Genomic DNA, 18,080 nt, shown 5'->3' on the forward strand with positions numbered 1-18,080 from the left:
TCAGCAAGCGCCCACATGAATTACCTGATCAAATTGTTAAAGAGCTGTTTCGCTGGAGGTTGCTGTGAAAGCAACCGGGCTGCCGTTGACTTGGCTTGCCTCAGCGAGGAAGGCGTATTCTACGCATTTCCTGGTGGTTGTCAATCGCTGTTTTTTTAGCGACTGAGGCGAGCGATACAACTTGCTCTAACCTCCTGACAAACCAAGGCTTTTACACCTTATTCACCGCTGGTAACGCTTGGCGTCCCCGGCAGCGGATGCGTACTTTACGTACTCAAAGCCGGGTTGGCAAGCGGTTTTTAATATTGATCTTAATTGAGGCGCAAACGCTGCCATTAGACACCGCGTATTGAGTCTGGCACCAGTGAGTCCAGCCCAAGCTCGGCAATACTACGTGCCCCAGTTAGCGTCATTGCTACCCGCATCTCTTTTTCGAATAACTCGAGCAGATGAGCAACGCCCGCCTCTCCGGCAGTAGCCAGTGCGTATATGTAAGCACGCCCAAGCAATACGGTATCGGCCCCCATGGCAACCATACGCACAACATCGAGCCCGCTACGCACACCGGAATCAGCCAGAATGGCCAAGTCACCTTTTACTGCATCGGCGATAGCAGGCAAAGCACGTGCAGTAGAGGGAACACCATCAAGCTGCCGCCCACCATGATTGGAGACAACAATGCCATCCGCGCCGAAGCGAACCGCATCACGAGCATCTTCAGGGTCGAGAATCCCCTTAATGATCATCGGGCCATCCCACTGCTCGCGAATCCACTCCAGATCTTTCCAAGAGATGGACGGATCAAAGTTATCACCCAGCCAGGCAATGTAATCCTCAAGCTCCGTTGGCTTACCGCGATAGTCAGACACATTGCCCAAATCATGGGGCCGACCATTAACACCTACATCCCAGGCCCAAAAAGGGTGTGCCGCTGCTTGAAGCATGCGCCGCATTGGGCCGCGCTTACCGCTCATACCTGAATGCGCATCGCGATAACGCGCTCCCGGCACGGGCATATCGACGGTAAAGATAAGCGTCTTGACGCCCGCGGACTTGGCTCGCTCTAGAACATGCTTCATAAACCCTCTGTCTTTCAACACATAAAGCTGAAACCAGATAGGTCGACCCACTGCAGAGGCCACTTCGTCGATTGGACACACCGACACTGTCGATAGTGTAAACGGTATACCTTTATTAGTAGCCGCCCGCGCCGCCTGTACTTCGCCGCGTCTAGCGTACATACCCGCCAGCCCCACCGGCGCCAACGCTATCGGCATGGCAAGTGTTTCACCAAACAACTCTGTCTCTAGTGATAGCGACGACATATCCTTCAATACACGTTGACGCAGCGCGATACCGGCCAAGTCCTCGACGTTACGTCGCAATGTATGCTCCGCGTAAGATCCTCCGTCGGCATAATGAAAGAGAAAGGGTGGGATACGACGTTTAGCGGCTTGACGGTAGTCCGTGGATGCAGAAATGATCATGGGTAGCCCTGTGTGATAGCCCTGCTTGATAGCCCGATGCACTGGGCGCGCTATACACCGACGCCCGAAGCGGAGAATTGGTTTTACCAATTCACAAAAAAACAGCATCAACAGTAGTGAGCCGCACTAAGCGTGTCAAATACTGATACCGATTTGAGCGTTAAAAAACGCCATACTTTAGTTTAAAGACACTATGTATAAGCACTATTAACTAAACCCTACTCTGCCAAATATCAGTCCCTAGGTGCTTGAGAAAAGATTCGATAGCTTTTAATATTGGTCTTACCAATTACAGAGTCTTTTAGACATGAGCTATTCACTATGAGCTATCCACCGCTCCGCCAACAGCGCTTGGCCGATGTTATTACTGAGCGCTTAGAAGCCATGATGCTGGAAGGCAGCTTAAAGCCAGGCCAGCGCTTACCCCCTGAGCGTGAATTAGCTGAACGGTTTGGCGTCTCGCGCCCTTCGTTACGAGAGGCCATTCAGAAATTAGCCGCTCGCGGCTTACTCACCAGTCGACAGGGCGGCGGTACTTTCGTAAACGACGACCTTAGCAATGGCTATACTGATCCGCTGCTGGAAATGCTTTCTCGTCACGATGAGTTTAATTTAGATCTGCTTGAATTTCGTGATGCCATGGAAGGAATATCCGCCTACTACGCCGCTCTTCGCTCTACACCTGCCGACAAATCCGTTTTGATTCAGCGTTTTGAAGAGCTCGATGGCGGCTTTGCCGGCGCGGATCCTATTCAGGAAGCTAAACTAGATGCGGCGTTTCACCTTGCGATTGCCGAGGCGGCCCACAATGTTCTACTACTGCATACTATTCGTGGCATTTTCCATCTGCTAGAGAAGAGCATTGTAAATAACTTGGCCCATTTATTCGCCAAGGAGGGGTCGCGCAGCCAGTTGATGCAACAGCACCGCGCCCTGCTCAATGCCATTTTGGAGGGTCGCGCGGAGGATGCACGGGCTCGCGCCCATGAACACCTGGTATTTGTTGAAGAGGGACTGCTTGAGATGGCCCGCGCAGAGACACGAGCTCAGCGCGCCCTCCGCCGCGCTCAAGGCAGTAGTAAGACGACAGCATGAACAGCGCTGGCGTGAATCATCAAGTTCCTGCGCCTTTACCTCTGCGATGGCGACGCCTATGGCTGCTGGTCATTTCGCTTGGCTTGTTATTGTGTATGTGGCAGGCAGCTCAACTGGCGCGGGAACAAGCGCTGGCTAACTTACAGGACGATGCCGAAAACGAGTTGCGCCTCTCTGCCGCAAACTTAAACGGCTATTTATTGCGCTACGACTACCTACCGCAAATGCTGGCCACTCGGGAAGGCGTGCAGCGTTTTTTGGCCTCTCCCGATAGCCAAGACCCCATGCCGCTCAATATGCTACTGGATCGTTTCCGCTTTACAGCGGGGGTTTCAGATGTCTATTTACTCAATCGTGAGGGTGACACAATCGCCGCCAGCAATTGGCATCGCCCAAACACCTTTATTGGCCAGAATTATGCTTTTCGCTCTTATTACACCGATGCCATCGCCGGCGGCCAGGGGCGCTTTTTTGGCTTAGGCATCAAGTCGCTTGAACGGGGCTACTACTTTTCATCGCCCGTGTGGCTAGACGACACCTCACCGGACGCACAGCCAGACGGCGTCCTTGTGGTGAAAGTACTCTTAGATGATGTTGAAGAGAGCTGGGCAGAGCAGGATGCCGAGCTGTTTGTCACCGATAGTGACGACATTATCTTCATGGCCAGCCACCCCGAGCTGCGCATGAACGCCCTCTATTCGCTGACCGACGAGCAACGTCAAAGCCTACGGGCAACGCGCCGATACGCCATGGAACCGTTGACGCCGTCGGGTATTGAAGTCAATGCACCTTATCGCCAGGGTAGTCAGTTGGTCAGTTTCTCCCAGGGCCCGCTGAGCGGCAGTGACTACCTAAGCTTGACCCGGCATATTCCTGAATTTGGCTGGCAAATGCACATTTTAAAGCCGCTAACACCGGTGATTAGCGCCCAGTGGATTGCTGCTCTCATGGCAGGCGGCCTCTACGGTGTGGTTACTCTTGGTGCAGGTATTGGCTGGCAGCGCCTGAGGCTACGCCGTGAGCGAGAAGCGTTTGCCCAACGTGAGCGCAACACCCTGGCTCGCGTTCGCGACGAATTAGAGGTCAGCGTGGAACGACGCACCCGCGACCTGGTGGCCAGTAACCAGCGCCTTTCGGATGAAATCGAAGAGCGGCGTCGCGCTGAAGCCAGCTTGCGCCAGACCCAGGATGAACTGATCCAAGCGGCCAAACTTGCTGTATTGGGACAACTTGCTGCGGGTATTAATCATGAGCTTAATCAGCCGCTGGCGGCTATTCGCGCCTACGCTGAGAACGCCCGTCGGTTTATGGAACTGGCCCGCCACGACAAAGCGGATGCCAACTTGGAGCAGATTGTTGAGCTCACCGAACGTATGGCGGATATCAGTGCCCAGCTGCGTCAGTTTTCGCGTAAGAGCAGCGAGCGCCAGGAGACTATTTCGGTACAGGCCTGCATCGACTACGCCCTGCGCTTATTTCAAAGCCGCCTGCGCGAAGGCAATATCACCATTGTGCAGGATTGGCCTGCAGAAACCTTATGGGTAAAAGGCGACTTGGTGCGCCTGGAGCAGGTATTGGTGAATTTAATCGGCAATGCGCTCCAGGCGATGAAAGGCGTAGCCTCCCCACAACTCACTCTGGGCGCCCACACTCACCAGCAGCAGGTCATTATTAGCGTTAGCGATAACGGCCCCGGCATCCCCGAGGAGCACTTAGGACATATTTTTGAACCCTTTTTTACCACCAAAGCACCGGGAAGTGGTTTAGGCCTGGGGCTCTCGATCTCGTCGCGGATCATGGATGATTTAGGCGGCAAGCTGCAGGCTGCAAATCAGCCTAATGGCGGTGCCAGCTTTACTATTACCCTGCCCTACTCGCCCCTAACCCACAACCAGGAGAGCCCCTCTTATGCATGAGCCGTCGACGCTGCCGGTCATGGTGATCGACGACGAACCGCACCTGCGGATCACCGCCAGCCAAACCCTTGAACTCGCGGGCTACACGCCCTACTGCTTTGAATCAGCAGAACAAGCGCTGGCGGCATTGACACCTGACTTCCCTGGGGTAATCGTTAGCGACATCCGCATGCCGGGTATGGATGGCATGGCGCTGCTCCATGAGCTACATAGCCGCGACGCCACTCTGCCCATCATCTTAATCACCGGCCACGGCGACATTTCCACGGCCGTAGAAGCCATGCGTGCTGGGGCCTGGGATTTTCTTGAGAAGCCGTTTGCCGGTGATCAACTGCTGGATGTGGTGCGCCGAGGCATAGAGAAGCGCCAGCTCAGTTTGGAAAACCACCGCCTTAAAGCCGAGCTGGAGGTGCAACAAGCAGCGCTTGGTCCGCGCTTAGTTGGCCGCACAGCGGTCATTTCGCGGCTGGCCGCCATGATTCAGCGCATCAGCCAAGTCGAAGCCGATGTACTACTGTTTGGTGAGACGGGAACCGGAAAAGACCTGGTGGCCCGTGCGATTCACGAGCGCAGCGGGCGCCGTAACAGCCCCTTTATGGCGATTAACTGCGGCGCAGTGCCTGAAAACACCATTGAATCGGAGCTGTTTGGGCATGAGAAAGGCGCCTTCACCGGTGCCGTCGAGCGGCGCATCGGCAAGTTTGAACACGCCAACGGCGGCACGGTGTTTCTGGATGAGATCGAGTCAATGCCCATGGCACTGCAGGTCAAATTGCTGCGGGTACTGCAAGAGCGCAGCGTCGAACGGCTGGGCGCTAATGAAACCGTTCCGCTCGATATCCGCGTTATCGCGGCCACCAAGGTGGATCTCAAAGCCGCCTCCGAAGAGGGGCATTTCCGCGAAGACCTTTACTATCGGCTCAACGTAGTCACCCTGCCGCTACCTGCGCTGCGCGAGCGGCGTGAGGATATCCCCTTGCTGTTCCAGCACTTTGCCGTGGTCGCGGCCAATCGCAGTGGGCTGGAAGCACCGACCCTCGACAGCCACGCCATTGCGGCTCTACTAGCCCATGACTGGCCCGGCAACGTGCGCGAGTTGCGTAACCTTGCCGAGCGCTACGTGCTGCTGGGGGCCGCCTTTGATTACCGTCTGGATGCGCTGCTGGAAGGTGTCAATGCCGACACCGAAGAACCTACCCTGCCACGCCAGGTAGAACTGTTTGAAAAGAGTCTGATCAGCCAATCACTGTCACGCTACCACGGCCGTGTAACCGACGTTTGCCGTCACTTGGGTATCCCGCGCAAAACCTTTTACGACAAACTGAAAAAGCACGGTCTCAATGCCGACGACTACCGCCATAGCAGTGAGCCCTGATGCAGCAAATCACCCAAGACAGACCAAGGAGGCACCCAGGGTATCAACGTTAATGTGGCAATCAGCATTAGCAGGTTGGACATCGGTCGGCGGCTATCGCCTAGCTTAAGCGCGGTACCAAAGGAGCGCTTGAACCGCGCACCTTCGAGGTCAACGCTGTATATCTCATCCAAACTCAAGTGGATCAAAAAACCGACCAACGTAGCAGCACCGTGAAACCACGCCAGCCCTTCAGACTGGTTGAGTAAATTAAAACTTAACGCGGCGGTGAGTAGACTACAGAGCCCGCCCGCTAGTAGCGAGTGCCAAATACCGCGGTGCACGGTGAAACGCGAAAATAGAATGCCGGCCAAATAACGAACGCAGAAGTAAATTCCCCCGCATGCAATCAATAATGCTCCCGGCGTCAGCCACGGTTGAAGGAGAAGCGCCCCCAACACCAAGGCAGGCACTGAAAGTAAGTTAAATATCAAACGGATAGAGTGTGATCGGTCAGCATCAATATCAGGCAGAATACCGCCGAACGTGACTAATGCAATCATCACCATCGCTTGGGAGGGCGGCCAAAGCTGGCCTTTCCAGCCTGCGTAAGCTATCAGCATGCCGCCCGCCGCTGCCACCGTAATATGCGTGCGAAAATTAGCCATGAAGCGGCATCCCAAAGTCTGCAAAACAGAAAACTGTATAAATTAACAGACTTTTAGCGTTCGCGACATGACTAATTTAAGAAAAAAGGTTGGCTTAGCAATCGCTTAGGAAAAAACTGGAAAAAGTCGTTAGCGGGTGACTTCGGCCAGAAAGCGGTCTTTCAATTTAACGTAGTTGCCAGCGGTGTAAGGAAAGAAAGCACGCTCTTTATCTTTGAGTGGCCGCAGCGCTTTGGCTGGGTTACCGGCATACACATAACCACTTTCCAGATGCTTACCCGGCGTTACCACGGCGCCAGCGGCGATAATGACCTCATCCTCGACGACCGCGCCATCCATCACAATTGCGCCCATACCCACAAGTATTCGGCTTCCCAGTGTGCAACCGTGCAAGATCGCTTTATGGCCGATGGTCACATCATCGCCAATGGTGAGCGGAAACCCTTCGGGGCTGAAGTCACTGGCGTGGGTGATATGCAACACGCTGCCATCCTGCACGCTGGTACGCGCACCGATACGAATACGGTGCATATCGCCACGAATCACCGTCATTGGCCAGACGGAGCAGTCGTCGCCCATCACCACATCACCAATGACCACACTGGCCGGATCAATATAAACGCGCTCGCCCAATTGGGGCCTTATACCTTGATGCGCTCGTAAGGCACTGCTCATAACTCGCTCCTAGAAGACTCATCGACAGTGGGAGAGTTTCATTCCGCACTATAGCAACCCGGCCATCAAAACAATAAAAGTCAGCGGAATCGACACCCAGCGGATGATATTACGCCACACAAGGTAACCGCTTTCACCAACGCCTAACGCACTGACCACTTTTTCACGGGGCATTACCCAGGCAGCAAACGTCGCAATCAACAGGCCGCCCAACGGCAGGAAAACATCTGGCGGTATACTGCTGACAAGCTCGAAAACATTGCGACCAAATAGCGGCCGAAACTCGGCCAGGGTTGAAAAAGAGAACGCCGATAGCAGCCCAATCAGCCAGACGCTAATAGCCACAATCGCTGTCGAGATACTGCGTCGCAACCCTAAGCCCTGCAGCGTGGCGACCATCGGCTCCGCGAGGTTAATGGCCGATGTCCAGGTGGCCAGCAGCAACAGCAAAAAGAACACACTGAGCCATACAGCGCCCCAAGGCAGCTCAGAGAACGCAATAGGGAGAGTCACAAACATTAACCCTGGTCCGTCGGTGGGATCCATGCCCTGGGCAAACACCACTGAGAAAATCGCGATCCCCGCCAGTAACGCCACGCTAATATCGAGCACGGCGACGGCAACCGCTGCTTTCGGCAGGCTCTGCTCTTCCGGCATATAAGCGCCATAGGCCATCAAGGCACAGGCTCCCACCGCCAGCGTAAAGAACGCATGCCCCATGGCATGCACCACCACTGACGGCGTCAGCGCATCGAAGGAGGGCATGAACAGCCATGACAGCGCCGGGGCAAAACCATCAGTGGTCGCGGCATAGCCCGCTAATAGCAGCAGCAATAGGTACAGCAGCGGCATTAACAGGTTATTGAGCCGCTCGAGCCCCTTGGCAACGCCTGCCGCCACCACGGTCATGGTCATAAACAGAAACAGCGAGTGATTAAAGATCAGCAGCCCTGGGTTGGCCAAAAAAGCATCAAAACCAGCGCCAATCTCAGCGGCACTGGCACCATTAAAGTTGCCGTTAACAGATGCGACCAAAAACTCAATCGACCAGCCCGACACCACCGAGTAGAACGACAAAATACAGAACACAGTGAACGCACCAAAAAGGCCCAGCCAGCGCCAGTGAGGTGAAGCCCCCGCCTCTGCCGCCAGGGCACCCAAGGCTTGCATCGGCCCGCGCCGACCGGCACGCCCAATCAGTATCTCCGCCATCATCACGGGAATACCCAATAGGAGTACAAAGGCCACATAAATTAGCAAAAAGGCCGCACCGCCGTTCTCTCCGGCCACGTAAGGGAAGCGCCAAATATTACCTAACCCCACCGCAGCACCTGTTACCGCTAGGATAAAGGCCCGCTTTGACCCCCAACGCTCCAGCGTTTCGCTCATCACATGCTCCTGCCATTGGTGGCATTAAAAGGCGGCAAGACTAGCAGGCGCTTGCGTGCAGGCCAAACCTTGACCGTAAAACCCGACATTCAACATAGTTGTTGAAGCTAACATTGAAACACGGCTCCACCGCCCGCACTGTGTCATTATTATTGCTTTGCGCGCTCCTGACGTTTTAAAACCTGTATTTTTAGAACCAGGTCTTTAGAACCAGTGTTTTAGAACCAGGTTTTTAAAAAGCCTGCTACCCGAGGTGTCTATGTCCTCCAATCCCAAGTCCTCCACCACCAATCCGCTGCTTGAAAGCCACGAGCTGCCCCCCTTTGACGAGATTCGCGCCGAGCACGTGGAGCCTGCCGTGGAGACGCTGCTAAGCGAAAGCCGAGAGGCCATTGACCGCCTCGCCCAGCAGGCAGCCGCTACCCCGCCTACCTGGGACACTTTTGCAGCGCCCCTTGAAGCGGTGAATGACCGGCTCACCAAGGCGTGGTCACCGGTCTCGCACCTCAATGGCACTATGAACTCCCCGGCATTACGTGAAGCGTACCAGGCATGCCTTGAGAAACTCTCTGAGTTTGGCACCTGGGTAGGCCAGCACGAAGGGTTATTTCATGGCTGGCAAGCTTTGCAAGAGGGCCCGGCCTGGGAAACCCTAAACGCCGCTCAGCGGCGCACTGTTGAACATGCCCTGCGTGATTTCCGACTCGCCGGTGTCGACCTTCCCGTGGAAAAGAAAGTGCGCTACGGCGAGATTCAGTCGCGACTCTCACTGCTGTCAAATCAGTTCTCCAATAACGTACTGGATGCCACTCAAGCTTGGCACAAGGACATCGATAGCCAAGAGACGTTAGCAGGGGTGCCGGAGAGCGCGCTCGATACACTAAAAGCCACCGCCGAAGCGAAAGGCGTTGAGGGCTACCGGATTACCTTGGATTTCCCCAGCTTCTTCCCTGTAGTTAGCTACGCTGACAACCGCGAGCTGCGCCGGGAGGTGTATACAGCCTTTGTTACCCGTGCGTCTGATGAAGGCCCAGATGCGGGTAAATTCGATAACGCTGAGATCATGGAAGAGATCCTGGCGCTGCGCCGTGAAATGGCCCAACTGCTCGGTTTTGCCACCTACGCCGATTACTCTCTTGCCACCAAAATGGCGGAATCCCCCGAGCAGGTACTCGACTTTCTCAACGACTTAGCCCGCCGTGCGTTGCCTCAGGCGAAAGAGGAGTTTGCAGAACTCGCTACCTATGCCAAAAATGAACTTGGCCTGGCGACGCTGGAGCCGTGGGACGTTGCCTATGCCAGTGAAAAGCTTCGCGAAGCGCGCCACTCGATCTCCCAGGAGCAGTTGCGGCCTTATTTTCCGGCTCCACAGGTGGTCGATGGCTTGTTTCAGGTGGTTGAACGCCTTTATGGTGTGCGCTTTGAAGAAGATACCCAGGCACCCCGCTATCATGATGACGTGCGCTATTTCCGCATCACCGAAAACGGCTTGCCGATAGCCGGTTTTTATCTCGATCTCTACGCTCGGGAAGGCAAGCGTGGCGGCGCCTGGATGGCCGACTGTCGAGTACGCCGCCAAACCGAGCAGGGTCTACAACTGCCGGTCGCCTTCCTTACCTGCAACTTCACTGCCCCGGTAAGTGGCCGCCCGGCACTGCTCACCCACGACGAAGTCACCACCCTATTCCATGAATTTGGCCATGGTCTGCACCATATGCTGACCCAGCAGCAGATCGCCGATATTTCCGGCATTAATGGCGTGGCCTGGGATGCTGTCGAGCTGCCCAGCCAATTTATGGAGAACTACTGCTGGGAACGCGAAGGGTTAGACCTACTTGCCAAGCACGTGGATAGCGGTGAACCACTGCCAGCAGAGCTGCTTGAGCGACTCCAGGCGGCCAAGAACTTTCAGTCGGCCATGGGCATGATGCGTCAAATCGAGTTCTCGCTGTTTGATCTGCGCCTGCACCATGAAGTCAGTGCTCCCAGCGCCAGCGACGTACAAGCCTTGTTAGATGAGGTGCGTGAAGCAGTGTCTGTACTGCCTAAAGTGTCTTTCAACCGCTTCCAAAATAGCTTTGGACACGTATTTGCGGGTGGCTACGCTGCTGGCTACTACAGCTACAAGTGGGCGGAAGTGCTCTCGGCAGATGCTTGGAGTGCCTTTGAAGAGGCCGGTATCTTTGATCCTGAAACAGGACAGCGCTTTCGCCGTGAAATTCTTGAGCAGGGCGGCGCCCGTGACGCCGCTGACCTGTTTATCGCCTTTCGTGGCCGTGAGCCGAGCGTAGAGCCACTCTTGCGCCATAGCGGCATTCGCGCCGCTTAAGGCATTTTTAAACACGTTTTTCCATGCGCAGCGCCTTGGGCGCTGCGCGCTAGGAGTCTGTAATGTCAACGGTTAAACGCTTTATTGCCGGTGTCACCTGCCCGCGCTGCGCGGCGATGGATCGTATCCGCGCCTGGGAGCAAAACGGTATTCGCTACCGAGAATGCGTCAGCTGCGATTTCTTCGAGCAACTACCCATTGAGGAAGACGCGCTTACCGAAATGACCACCCGAGTCAACCAGGTACGCGAAGATCAGAAGCAGCAGGATGTCCAGCCCGTACGTATTCTGGATCCCGGCAAACCCTCGCATTAACCCCCAACCGCCCCACGCCCCAAAGCCGATAGCGAACGAAAGAGACAATTTGTGTGCGGTTATCCGCACACTCTAAAGCCGTCATCGTGCGAACACCCGGACACTTCTGCGCTTAAGGCTTGCCACCAAAGTTGAATAAAAAAATTACAAGTAACTGATTTTAAAGCTCTAAATTTTAAATGGCACGACTATCGCTGTTATATACAGGCATACCTGCTTAACGCAGTATCGACTGGCGGTGTTAATTGAAGCCGCCAGTATATAACCCCAATAACAGCTAGGAATTTTCGCCATGCGCAAACATATGCCTAAAACGTTCACACTCCTCGCCAGCAGCGCGCTGCTTGTCGCAGCGGCCAGCAGCGCCCAGGCTCAAGACCGTTCCGATTGGCCCGATAACTTTACCGTGGGTACCGCTAGCCAAGGCGGCACTTACTTCGTTTACGGTTCAGGCTGGGCGAACTTTATTGCCGATGAGTTAGGCGTATCTGGCGGTGGCGAAGTCACCGGCGGCCCAACTCAAAACCTGGCGCTTGTGCATACAGGCGATATGGCGTTTGGCTTGACCACCATGGGCCCCGCTTCAGACGCCGTTAAAGGCGAAAGTCCGCTGGCGCCGGGCATGAAGATGGATAACGTTTGCGCCATGTTCCCCATGTACGAAACGCCATTCTCCATTACCGCGCTTTCTGACAGCGGTATCGAGACAATTTCCGACATCCCTGATGGCGCGCGCATCGGTTTTGGCCCGGCTGCCTCAACCTCTGACACTTACTTCCCAGCGATTCTGGAAACCCTGGGCGTTGACTTCGAACGCCGTAATGGCGGCTGGTCAGATCTGGGCGGTCAGTTGCAGGATGGCCTGCTTGACGTTGTTGCCTTCGCGGCCGGCATTCCGATCCCCGCTGTTAGTCAGTTGGAAGTACAAACTGACGTCAACATCATCGAATTTAATGAAGAAGAGCTAGCCACGGTGCTGGAAAACTTCCCCGTTGCTGAGTTTATGATCCCAGCTAGCACTTATGAAACACTCGAAGATGACGCACGCGCCGTCTCCATGTGGAACTTCGCTATTGCAGGCTGTGATTTACCGGAAGACTTCGTTTACGAAGTCACCAAAGCCACCATGGAAAACAATGACCGCATGCAATCTGTGCATCGCAGCGCGGCGACTACCATCCCAGAAAACATCAAGCACAACACTGTTCTACCGTTCCACCCTGGCGCTGCACGCTGGTACGAAGAGAACGGCTATGAAATTGCTGATGACATGATCAACTAAGCAACCTTCACCGTTCTGGCTGCCCCGTTTCCGGCCTCGCCGGACGGGGCAGCTTTCGCTGCTACTCCCCTTTGTCTGCTTTTGCTGTGAGGGTGAACTCTAATGAGTCACAAAACCGACCAAGACCCCAATGGCCTCAAGGACGATGCCCACGCGGCGTCAGCGATACCCGAATCCATTGCCGATGGTGTCGATGAAGACGTTGTTGAACCCAATCGCCGCCTATTTACCGGCTGGCAGTTCCTGCTATTTGCGGCATTAGCGATCTCTTACTCAAGTTTCCATCTGATTTCACTCAACGTGTATCCGATGGAAACCTGGTCGTTTCGTATCGTGCATATTGCCGGTGCGCTTATTCTAGGATACGGACTATTTGCTGGTGCACGCTTCGCCGACGACGACTACCAGGCATCCGGCGCCTGGATTAAGTGGTTGAGCTACGCGCTACTGATTCCTGCCGCCTATACCCTAGCGCAAGTCTTTTTAATGCATCAAACGCTTAGCGGCGAAGCGATGCGCATCGACCCGAGTATTGAAAACTGGCACTACGGCTATCCGCTCATGGCAACGACGGCGGGTGCCATTGTATTGTCATGGTTTTATCGTCAGGCGCGGCACCGCTTTAATCCTGCTGATTTGGTGCTGATGGTCTGTGCGCTGGCTAGCGCTGGCTATTTACTAGTGGCATACAACACCAATATCCGTATGTCGACGGGTACCTCTTTCGCACCATCAGGCATCTCCTGGGCAGCTATTGCGGGCTCCCTGCTGATCCTGGAGCTCACCCGCCGGGTAGCCGGTCTTGCTCTGGTGGTTATTTCTGCAGTTTTCCTGACCTACGTATTCGCTGGCCCTTATTTGCCAGGCTTTTTAGGCTATCCGGGGCTGTCACTACAACGCTTCTTTAGTCAGGTGTACACGGACGCCGGTATCCTCGGCCCCACCACCGCAGTGTCATCGACCTATATTATTCTGTTCATTATTTTTGCTGCTTTCCTGCAGGCCTCTAAAGTTGGCGATTACTTTGTAAACTTTGCCTTTGCAGCCGCAGGCCGTGCCCGGGGTGGCCCTGCCAAGGTGGCTATTTTTGCCTCTGGCTTGATGGGTATGATTAACGGCACCTCGGCAGGTAACGTGGTTTCCACCGGCTCGCTGACTATTCCCCTGATGAAGAAAGTCGGCTACCCCGCACGTAGCGCGGGCGCCATTGAAGCCGCAGCCTCAACCGGTGGGCAAATCATGCCGCCGATTATGGGTGCGGGTGCGTTCATCATGGCCGAAGTGACCGGCATTCCGTACACCGAAATTGCCCTTGCCGCTGTCATTCCAGCGATTCTCTATTTTGCCTCTATCTACTTTATGGTCGACTTTGAAGCCGCCCGTAAAGGCATGCGCGGCATGCGCAAAGATGAGATCCCGCTGTTTTCGAAGCTGGTCAAACAGGTTTATTTGTTTGCGCCGATTATTATCCTAATTGTTGCTCTGTTTATGGGCTACTCGGTGATTCGTGCCGGCACCCTGGCAACGGCGTCGGCCGCGGTAGTTAGCTGGCTCTCACCCAATAAAATGGGCTTTCGTGCGATTCTTAAAGCGCTGCAAATCGCGGGCACTATGTCGATTCAGATTATCGCCGTGTGCGCCTGCGCGGGCTTAATCGTCGGGGTTATCTCATTGACCGGTGTGGGCGCGCGTTTCTCGTCGCTGCTGCTTGGTTTAGCCGGCGTGAGCCAGCTGCTGGCACTCGTATTTGCCATGCTGATCAGTATTTTACTGGGAATGGGGATGCCTACCACCGCCGCCTACGCGGTGGCCGCCTCTGTGGTCGCACCTGGCTTGATCAATATCGGCATTGAGCCGCTGATAGCGCACTTTTTCGTGTTCTATTTTGCGGTCGTCTCGGCGATTACGCCTCCCGTTGCCTTGGCCTCCTATGCAGCCGCCGGTATCTCTGGGGACAACCCCATGGGCACCTCGGTAGCGTCATTCAAGATTGGCTTGGCCGCGTTCATCGTGCCGTTTATGTTCTTCTACAGCCCGGCCATGCTCATGGAAGGCTCACCAATGCAGATTTTACGCGTTGGATTAACGGCGACGCTGGGCATTGTCTTGCTCTCAGGCATGGTGCAGAAATGGTTCTTTGGCCCCGTTAACCTAGTTCAGCGTTTAGTCATGCTGGTAGGCGCGCTGTTTTTAATCTATGGCGGTATTTATACCGACATTGTCGGCCTTGCGATCGGTACCGTGTTATTCATAATGCAGCGTAAGGCACACGGAGGGGGTAATAAAACGGCACAAGTTAGCTGATTGATTTAAAACGCTAAGTGCTAAGCGAGAAACCCCGCTCAACCATCGTTGGGCGGGGTTTTTAGTGCGCACAAGCTAGATCAATAAACCTCTAAGTTAATCGGTCAGGTTATCGACGATCTTGAGCACCGGCGCAGCTTGGTTAAGCGTGTAGAAGTGCAGGCCTGGGGCACCGCCCTCCAGCAACCGTTGACAGAGGCGGCTCACCACATCGGTACCAAAAGCGGCAATCGCTTCGCTGTCGTCACCATAGGACTCCAACTGCTTACGAATCCAACGCGGGATCTCGGCACCGCAGGCGTCAGAGAAACGCGCCAGCTTGGTGTAGTTGGTAATCGGCATGATGCCGGGAATAATCGGCTGTTCGACGCCCAGCGCACGAGCTTTATCAACGAAATTGAAATAGGCATCGGCGGTAAAGAAGTACTGGGTAATCGCCATATTGGCTCCTGCCTTCATTTTACGCGCGAAGTTCTCCACATCCTTATCAAGGTTGGGCGCCTGTGGATGAGATTCAGGGTAAGCCGCCACCGCGATATCGAAATGGTCACCGGTTTCCGCGCGGATAAACTCAACCAGTTCGTTGGCATAGCGCAGCTCACCAATGCTCCCCATCCCCGAGGGCATATCACCTCGCAGCGCGACCAAGCTATCCACGCCTTCCTCACGATATTGCAACAGCAAGTCACGTAGCTGGGCTTTTTCACTGCCGATGCAAGAGAGGTGTGGCGCGGTGCTGATACCGCTCTCGCTGACCTCGCGCACCACCTGACGCGTACGCGCCTGGGTAGACCCGCCAGCACCGTAAGTCACCGAAAAAAATCGTGGTTTGCGTGCGGCCAATTCATCGCGAACGCGGATCAGCTTGTCGCGCCCGGCATCGGTATTGGGCGGAAAGAATTCAAAGCTGATACCTAGCGGATGCTCATGGCTGCTCATGGGACTTCCTTATGAGTGATTAATAATGATGATATTTTGGGGTATTCTCGCTGTTCCATCGCGCTGGGGCTAATGAAAGATTCCACGCTTGGCCTTTAATTCGGCTCATGTTAGCCGTTCATATCATTTTATCGGGAGCCGTTATGGATTTAGCACCCAGCGCCTTAATGGGGCCACTACTGATGTTATTGGGGTATGTCGGGCTAGGCTGGATAGCCGCCCAACGCTTGAAAATAGACCCCCGCCCGATTGCGACGCTGCTGGTCTACCTGATTGCCCCGTTTACGATTTTTCGCGCGCTGATGAACGGCGGCCCGACACCTGGCTACCTTTTGCTCACATTAGCGCTGTTCATTGCGGCAAGCCTGATGGCTCTGGTGGTACAACGCCTCACTCGCCACCGTTTTGGTGAGCAGGAAGCGGCCCTGTTGGCGTTCTCTTCGGGAACGGGCAATACCGGCTATTTTGGCCTACCGATTGCGTTGATTTTGCTGCCCCCCGAAGGTGTCACCCTCTACCTGTTCTGTATGCTGGGAATTAATATCTACGAATTTACCGTAGGCTTTTACCTTAGCGCACGCGGGCGCTTTTCAGTACGTGAGAGTCTGATCAAAATTTCTCGCTTACCGCTTATCTATGCGTTCCTGTTAGCGTTACTGCTTAGCACTCTCGAAATCACTATGCCTGCAGCGGTAATGAGTTCGCTGGCGGTATTTCCCGCCACCTATACGCTGCTGGGGATGATGATTATTGGTATGACGCTTAGCCAAGTGACGCTTTCCGCCTGGGATACACGCTTTGTGGCCACTTGCTTAGGGCTACGCTATTTGATGTGGCCATTGGTTATGCTAGTGGCCGTGTTAATCCTGCAGTGGGTCACGCCACTTTCCACAGAGTTAGCCCTAGCACTGCTGTTGATAGGCGTGGTGCCCATGGCTGCTAATGTGGTGGTGGTTGCGATGGAACTGGGTATTCAGCCGCAAAAAGGCGCGTTAGCGGTGTTGGTGACGACCCTGCTTGCGCCGCTGCTGATTCCGCTTTATCTCGGTTTAATGCTGCGCCTCACCGGGCTTGGTTAGTGATTGAACTAATCGATAGATGCGTTAAAAACCAGCAACCCCCGCTTGGTTAAGCTGTGCGGCCATGCGCTGCACTTCCGGGTGGCTGAAAAACGCGACCAGCGCCTCAGCACGCACCGGGCCAACGCCTGGAACGGCTTGCCACTGTTCGCGCTGGTAACTCGCTAACTCATACCACTCCCCGCGAACCGCCTCACTCCCCGGCGGCGCGCCCAGCGCCCTTAGCCAAGCCGAAAACGGCTGACTACGGGCGACTTGAAATTGCTCAGTAAGCGAGGCGGCGGTGGCCTCGCCAATACCGTAGGCCTGCTGCAGCTGGCGTGGTTCAACGTCCAGCCAGTCGAGTAACTGCGTGACGGCACCCGCTTCCATTAGCGCTTGCCAAGTGCCTTCACCGACACCCTGCATACCTAACTGCTCGCCCAGGTAGCCAAGCCGCGCCAGAAGTTGGCTTTCACAGCCGGGGGTTAACTCAAAACAGCTCAGCAGATGGTAGCGCTGAGGTGGCGGCGGAGACAGCGGCGAGCGCTCCTGGGTGTGCCACACCACTTCGCTTAGCTGGGGGATCGTTAGCCCGGCTAGCGTAATCGCCACTTGGTCGCCGGGACGAACATCCAGCGACTCCCAGCGATCCAAGGAGCCTAGCGAGACGCGGCTGATGCGCCGCCCTTCTAACACCACTGGGTTAAGCCATACCAGCGGCGTTACTCGCCCGGTGCGGCCAACGCGAAACTCTATACCGCGCACTTCTGCCAGCGCCTGCTGAGCGGGGTATTTCCAGGCAATGGCCCACTCCGGTGGCGACGATGACCAGCGGCGCACACCGGGGCGCTCAGCCTGTTTAATCACCACGCCGTCGGTGGCAAACGGCAGCGGGCCGTTGAACCAGCTATCGCGCCAGTAGGCGGCATCACGGCGATCATCCAAGGGATAGGTGTAGTCAGCGCTATCAAAGCCCAGCGCACTCAGCTGGGCTAAGCGGCTTTCCATGTCGTTCGGGCCGTCAGGCCAGCCCCAGACAAACAGGCCAATACGCTCAAGAGTGGCCGCCTCAGGCGAAGACTGTGCCATGGCGCCTGCCACCGCCCCACGGGCACCCGAAGAGGGTGAGCGCGCCTGAATGTGCTCTTCCATCCGCCAGTAAAGCTCGCCTTGGAGTAGCGCAGAAATCGGCTCGGGTAGCGTATTGGGAATAGCGGGGAGCTGTCGGGCGCGCGCCGTCCAGTCTTGGCCCCGTTCGCCGTCCCCG

The 18,080-nt window shown here is 55.4% G+C and carries 14 protein-coding genes; 8 read left to right on the forward strand and 6 right to left on the reverse strand.

All coding sequences use genetic code 11. The features are described 5' to 3' along the window. Positions 1-335: 335 nt before the first annotated feature. Positions 336-1,487, reverse strand: coding sequence for an FMN-dependent L-lactate dehydrogenase LldD (gene lldD / locus JI62_RS11505; RefSeq protein WP_088700297.1), 1,152 nt, complete (start codon positions 1,485-1,487; stop codon positions 336-338). A gap of 321 nt (positions 1,488-1,808) precedes the next feature. On the opposite strand from lldD, the gene JI62_RS11510 reads away from it, so the two are divergent. The 3 genes from JI62_RS11510 to JI62_RS11520 are packed head-to-tail and all read left to right on the forward strand — an operon-like array spanning position 1,809 to position 5,873. Beyond that, positions 1,809-2,582: a GntR family transcriptional regulator gene (locus tag JI62_RS11510; RefSeq protein WP_088700298.1), complete on the forward strand. Its 774-nt coding sequence runs from the start codon at positions 1,809-1,811 to the stop codon at positions 2,580-2,582. Beyond that, positions 2,579-4,498: a sensor histidine kinase gene (locus JI62_RS11515; RefSeq protein WP_088700299.1), complete on the forward strand. Its 1,920-nt coding sequence runs from the start codon at positions 2,579-2,581 to the stop codon at positions 4,496-4,498. Before JI62_RS11510 ends, JI62_RS11515 begins: the two co-directional genes overlap by 4 nt. Next, positions 4,491-5,873, forward strand: a complete 1,383-nt coding sequence (locus JI62_RS11520) for a sigma-54-dependent transcriptional regulator (RefSeq protein WP_088700300.1) — start codon at positions 4,491-4,493, stop codon at positions 5,871-5,873. The genes JI62_RS11515 and JI62_RS11520 overlap by 8 nt, the downstream gene beginning before the upstream one ends. Here the strand turns inward: JI62_RS11520 and JI62_RS11525 are convergent. The 3 genes from JI62_RS11525 to JI62_RS11535 form a co-directional block, all read right to left on the reverse strand. Then, positions 5,849-6,520, reverse strand: coding sequence for a metal-dependent hydrolase (locus JI62_RS11525; protein ID WP_088700301.1), 672 nt, complete (start codon positions 6,518-6,520; stop codon positions 5,849-5,851). The two genes, JI62_RS11520 and JI62_RS11525, sit on opposite strands and share 25 nt — an antisense overlap. Before the next feature lie 129 nt (positions 6,521-6,649). Next, positions 6,650-7,195 (reverse strand): gamma carbonic anhydrase family protein, encoded by a 546-nt coding sequence (locus JI62_RS11530; protein WP_088700302.1) that lies wholly within the window; start codon positions 7,193-7,195, stop codon positions 6,650-6,652. A 48-nt stretch (positions 7,196-7,243) separates the two neighbouring features. Then, entirely contained in the window at positions 7,244-8,584 is a 1,341-nt protein-coding gene (locus JI62_RS11535) for a sodium-dependent transporter (protein ID WP_088700303.1), read from the reverse strand. 259 nt (positions 8,585-8,843) lie between these two features. On the opposite strand from JI62_RS11535, the gene prlC reads away from it, so the two are divergent. From prlC to JI62_RS11555, 4 genes are all read left to right on the forward strand, one after another. Further along, the gene (prlC, locus tag JI62_RS11540; protein WP_088700304.1) at positions 8,844-10,913 is read left to right on the forward strand and encodes an oligopeptidase A; all 2,070 of its coding nucleotides are present in this window, start codon (positions 8,844-8,846) and stop codon (positions 10,911-10,913) included. 62 nt (positions 10,914-10,975) lie between these two features. Further along, positions 10,976-11,227, forward strand: coding sequence for a YheV family putative zinc ribbon protein (locus JI62_RS11545; protein WP_088700305.1), 252 nt, complete (start codon positions 10,976-10,978; stop codon positions 11,225-11,227). 292 nt (positions 11,228-11,519) lie between these two features. After that, complete coding sequence (locus JI62_RS11550) at positions 11,520-12,509, forward strand: TAXI family TRAP transporter solute-binding subunit (RefSeq protein WP_088700306.1); 990 nt, start codon at positions 11,520-11,522, stop codon at positions 12,507-12,509. Positions 12,510-12,611: 102 nt separating this feature from the next. Beyond that, a complete protein-coding gene (locus tag JI62_RS11555; RefSeq protein ID WP_088700307.1) occupies positions 12,612-14,813 on the forward strand; it encodes a TRAP transporter permease in 2,202 nt (733 codons plus the stop codon). 96 nt (positions 14,814-14,909) lie between these two features. Here the strand turns inward: JI62_RS11555 and metF are convergent, their stop codons facing one another. Next, entirely contained in the window at positions 14,910-15,752 is an 843-nt protein-coding gene (gene metF / locus JI62_RS11560) for a methylenetetrahydrofolate reductase [NAD(P)H] (protein ID WP_088700308.1), read from the reverse strand. A 143-nt stretch (positions 15,753-15,895) separates the two neighbouring features. On the opposite strand from metF, the gene JI62_RS11565 reads away from it, so the two are divergent. Next, the gene (locus JI62_RS11565) at positions 15,896-16,831 is read left to right on the forward strand and encodes an AEC family transporter (RefSeq protein WP_088700309.1); all 936 of its coding nucleotides are present in this window, start codon (positions 15,896-15,898) and stop codon (positions 16,829-16,831) included. Between the two features lie 24 nt (positions 16,832-16,855). Here JI62_RS11565 and ligB read toward each other — a convergent pair. Further along, positions 16,856-18,080: NAD-dependent DNA ligase LigB (gene ligB / locus JI62_RS11570; RefSeq protein ID WP_240513222.1), on the reverse strand; the 1,225-nt coding region annotated here is incomplete at its 5' end.

Source organism: Halomonas campaniensis, from assembly GCF_002211105.1.
In the GTDB taxonomy this organism is placed as follows: domain Bacteria; phylum Pseudomonadota; class Gammaproteobacteria; order Pseudomonadales; family Halomonadaceae; genus Vreelandella; species Vreelandella campaniensis_A.

Bases quoted from the DNA above. Each gene is read 5' to 3' on its own strand.
- JI62_RS11535 (WP_088700303.1), bottom strand. From the start codon at position 8,584: ATGAGCGAAACGCTGGAGCGTTGGGGGTCAAAGCGGGCCTTTATCCTA.
- metF (WP_088700308.1), bottom strand. From the start codon at position 15,752: ATGAGCAGCCATGAGCATCCGCTAGGTATCAGCTTTGAATTCTTTCCG.
- JI62_RS11555 (WP_088700307.1), top strand. From the start codon at position 12,612: ATGAGTCACAAAACCGACCAAGACCCCAATGGCCTCAAGGACGATGCC.
- JI62_RS11565 (WP_088700309.1), top strand. From the start codon at position 15,896: ATGGATTTAGCACCCAGCGCCTTAATGGGGCCACTACTGATGTTATTG.
- JI62_RS11510 (WP_088700298.1), top strand. From the start codon at position 1,809: ATGAGCTATCCACCGCTCCGCCAACAGCGCTTGGCCGATGTTATTACT.
- JI62_RS11545 (WP_088700305.1), top strand. From the start codon at position 10,976: ATGTCAACGGTTAAACGCTTTATTGCCGGTGTCACCTGCCCGCGCTGC.
- JI62_RS11520 (WP_088700300.1), top strand. From the start codon at position 4,491: ATGCATGAGCCGTCGACGCTGCCGGTCATGGTGATCGACGACGAACCG.
- JI62_RS11530 (WP_088700302.1), bottom strand. From the start codon at position 7,195: ATGAGCAGTGCCTTACGAGCGCATCAAGGTATAAGGCCCCAATTGGGC.
- JI62_RS11525 (WP_088700301.1), bottom strand. From the start codon at position 6,520: ATGGCTAATTTTCGCACGCATATTACGGTGGCAGCGGCGGGCGGCATG.
- JI62_RS11515 (WP_088700299.1), top strand. From the start codon at position 2,579: ATGAACAGCGCTGGCGTGAATCATCAAGTTCCTGCGCCTTTACCTCTG.
- prlC (WP_088700304.1), top strand. From the start codon at position 8,844: ATGTCCTCCAATCCCAAGTCCTCCACCACCAATCCGCTGCTTGAAAGC.
- JI62_RS11550 (WP_088700306.1), top strand. From the start codon at position 11,520: ATGCGCAAACATATGCCTAAAACGTTCACACTCCTCGCCAGCAGCGCG.
- lldD (WP_088700297.1), bottom strand. From the start codon at position 1,487: ATGATCATTTCTGCATCCACGGACTACCGTCAAGCCGCTAAACGTCGT.